General features: G+C 46.2%; 2 protein-coding genes and 1 pseudogene. All 3 read left to right on the plus strand.

The features are described from left to right. Positions 1–103, plus strand: a pseudogene (locus tag H6S82_RS33760) (response regulator); the annotation flags it as partial. Positions 104–155: 52 nt separating this feature from the next. Further along, the gene (gene galK / locus H6S82_RS27370; protein ID WP_190466897.1) at positions 156–1,226 is read left to right on the plus strand and encodes a galactokinase; all 1,071 of its coding nucleotides are present in this window, start codon (positions 156–158) and stop codon (positions 1,224–1,226) included. Positions 1,227–1,256: 30 nt separating this feature from the next. Further along, positions 1,257–2,857, plus strand: a 1,601-nt coding sequence (locus tag H6S82_RS27375; protein ID WP_191057041.1) for a tetratricopeptide repeat protein, incomplete at its 3' end; no start/stop codon positions are given.

A 2,857-nucleotide genomic window follows, 5' to 3' on the forward strand; every position in this document is an offset into this window, starting at 1 on the left:
CATTCATGTATTGCGAGTTCCTCCCGATGTAAAGTCGGCGCGGGAGGCAATTCGCTGGGTGAATTGGGATGTCGATCCAGAGGAATTTGGGGTGCAGACATGAAGATTTTTTTTACCGCAGATGAACGCAGATGAACGCAGATGGATAATAAAGTATGAAAAATTTTCAAGAAGTGTTTGGTAAAGCACCAGAAATAGAAGTCAGCGCACCCGGAAGAGTGAATTTACTCGGCGAACACACGGACTACAATGATGGGTTTGTGTTACCTACTGCCATTCCCCAAAAAACTACGGTGCAGTTGGGTTTTAGCAATGACGATCGACATCATTTTTATTCGGCAGAATTGGATGAGAAAGTCAGCGTTGACAACGGTGATGCTACGCCAGAAGGGTTCGCTAGCTATATTTTTGGCTGTATTCAACTCTTAGAAAAAGAAGGATATAAAATACCGCCGCTGCATCTTTACGTGACATCTTCCGTACCGATGGGTTCGGGTTTGTCTAGCAGTGCGGCGTTGGAAGTTAGCACGTTGCGGGGAATAAAATTACTCCTCAATCTTCCGCTTGATGATGTTCGCATTGCCGAAATCGCACAGCAGGCAGAAATTCATTATGCCGGTGTGAATTGCGGGATTATGGATCAAATGGCGTCGAGTCTAGCCGATAGCGAACATATGCTATTTTTAGATACGCGGACGCTCGATCGCCAAATTCTTCCTTTCCCCACAGGCGCAGAAATTGTCGTTATCGATAGCGGCGTACCTCGAACTTTAGCAGCAAGCGGTTACAACCAAAGACGTGCGGAATGCGAAGAAGCGGCGCGACAATTGGGAGTAAAAGCACTCAGAGATATTACCGACCCGCAAGCGGTGGAAGTATTACCCGAACCTTTGCGGCGTCGCGCACGTCACGTCGTCACTGAAGATAACAGAGTGCTGGAAGCAATTCAAGGTGTATCTGCGAAACGTTTTGGCGAATTGATGAATGCTTCTCACGTTAGTTTGCGCGATGATTACGAAGTTTCTGTCCCCGCACTCGATACCTTGGTGGCGATGCTGCAAGAAACTCCGGGAGTATTTGGCGCACGCCTTACTGGTGCTGGTTTTGGGGGTGCTTGCGTCGCTTTGGTGGAAAGTGGAAAGGCAAGTGCGATCGCGCAAAATATCGTCGAAAGCTACAATCAAAAAGATTATACCGGACAGATTCTAGTCCCCAGCGTCAGTTAAATCGCACAAGCGAATTCAAGAGGGTCATTGATGTTTAGGCGAATTTGGCAAAAAATCGTTCGGTTCTTTCGGCGTTTGTTTGGATGGGAAACTTCCACCCAGCGATATCGAACAGCATCTGGAAAACGATCGTATCTGTCTTCAACAGCGGAACAGAGGCAGGTAGAAGCGCCTAAATCTCTCGAAAATGCCGATTACGAATTTCTCTTTATGCAGTTGCTGGAAGGAGTATCGCACGGTTGGCAGCAGCAACGAGTATTGAAATTTGTGGCAGACTTGGAAGGACGCACGACTGAAGAACAATGGGTGACGTGGTTGCGCGGTTTCGGTGAAAGATTGCTGGCGTCACCCGCAAGTCATCAGGAATTGGCAATCCGGATGCTTCAGCTGGCGGATATTGGTTGTGGCGAATTGGGAGAAGTCGCCGGTGAAATTGGTAGCAATTTGTTGGAAGGTTTAGATATTCAACAACCACTACAGCAAATGCAAATAAATCCTGATTCTCCGCTGACAGTTGCTGAGAATTCTGTTTCTTTCTTTCCCGTTAATGGAGAGGATGAAACTTGGGATGAAAACCAACCAATTACGATCGATCGCTTATGGCAGCTTTTGCAGCAGGATGCGGATTTAGCAGCGCAAATGGCGGAAATATTTGATGTTCCGTCAGCCGATCCGCAAGCTATTATTGAAGCCATGATTAATCATGGCAGCGTCGAAAGTCAATCGACTACAGATAATAATGTAGAAGATGCAAATGCAAATGCAAATGCAAATCCAGATGCGGATGAAGATGCAGAATTTTGGTTTAACCAAGGTCTTCACGAATTGCGATCGAGCGATTTTGCAGGCGCGATTGCCAGTTTCGATCGCGTTGTTGAAATTAAACCGGACAACTACGAAGCTTGGTACAATCGCGGTGAAGCACAAAGGTATTTAGGACAATATCAAGAGGCGCTAGCTAGTTTCGATCGCGCTGTGGCAATCAAACCCGATCGTCACGAAGTTTGGTACAATCGAGGATTGCCGCTGTTTGAATTAGGACGATATGAAGATGCGATCGCCAGTTTCGATCGCGCTATTGAAATTAAACCAGACCAGTACGAAGTTTGGTACAGCCGAGGATTTTCGCTGTTTACTTTAGGAAGATATGAAGATGCGATCGCCAGTTACGATCGCGCTATTGTCATCAAACCAGACCTCCACGAAGTTTGGTACAACCGAGGCATCGCGTTGTCTAATTTAGGAAGATTAGAAGAAGCGATCGCCAGTTACGATCGCGCTATTGAAATCAAATCTGACTACTACGAAAGCTGGAACAATCGAGGCATTGTTTTGAAGGATTTAGGACGCTATGAGGAAGCGATCGCCAGTTTCGATCGTACCCTTGCCATTAAGCCTGACCTTTATCAAACTTGGATTAACCGAGGTAATGCGGTCGCAACTTCAGTTACCCACGATCCTCTGCTTGCTTCCATGAGTGCGATCGCCAAACAAAACCCATCTTTAAATCAGCGCGGATATGACGGACAAATAGCAAGCTATCAAGAAGCTTTGAAGTATGTTTCCCAAAATACTCAACCGGAAGGTTGGGGAAAATTACATTTATTTATGGGAATTGCACAATACGATCG

It is taken from the genome of Planktothrix sp. FACHB-1355 (assembly GCF_014748295.1).
Lineage (GTDB): Bacteria > Cyanobacteriota > Cyanobacteriia > Cyanobacteriales > Aerosakkonemataceae > Aerosakkonema > Aerosakkonema funiforme_A.

Coding starts and splice junctions, on each gene's coding strand:
- galK (WP_190466897.1), top strand. CDS start 156: ATGAAAAATTTTCAAGAAGTGTTTGGTAAAGCACCAGAAATAGAAGTC.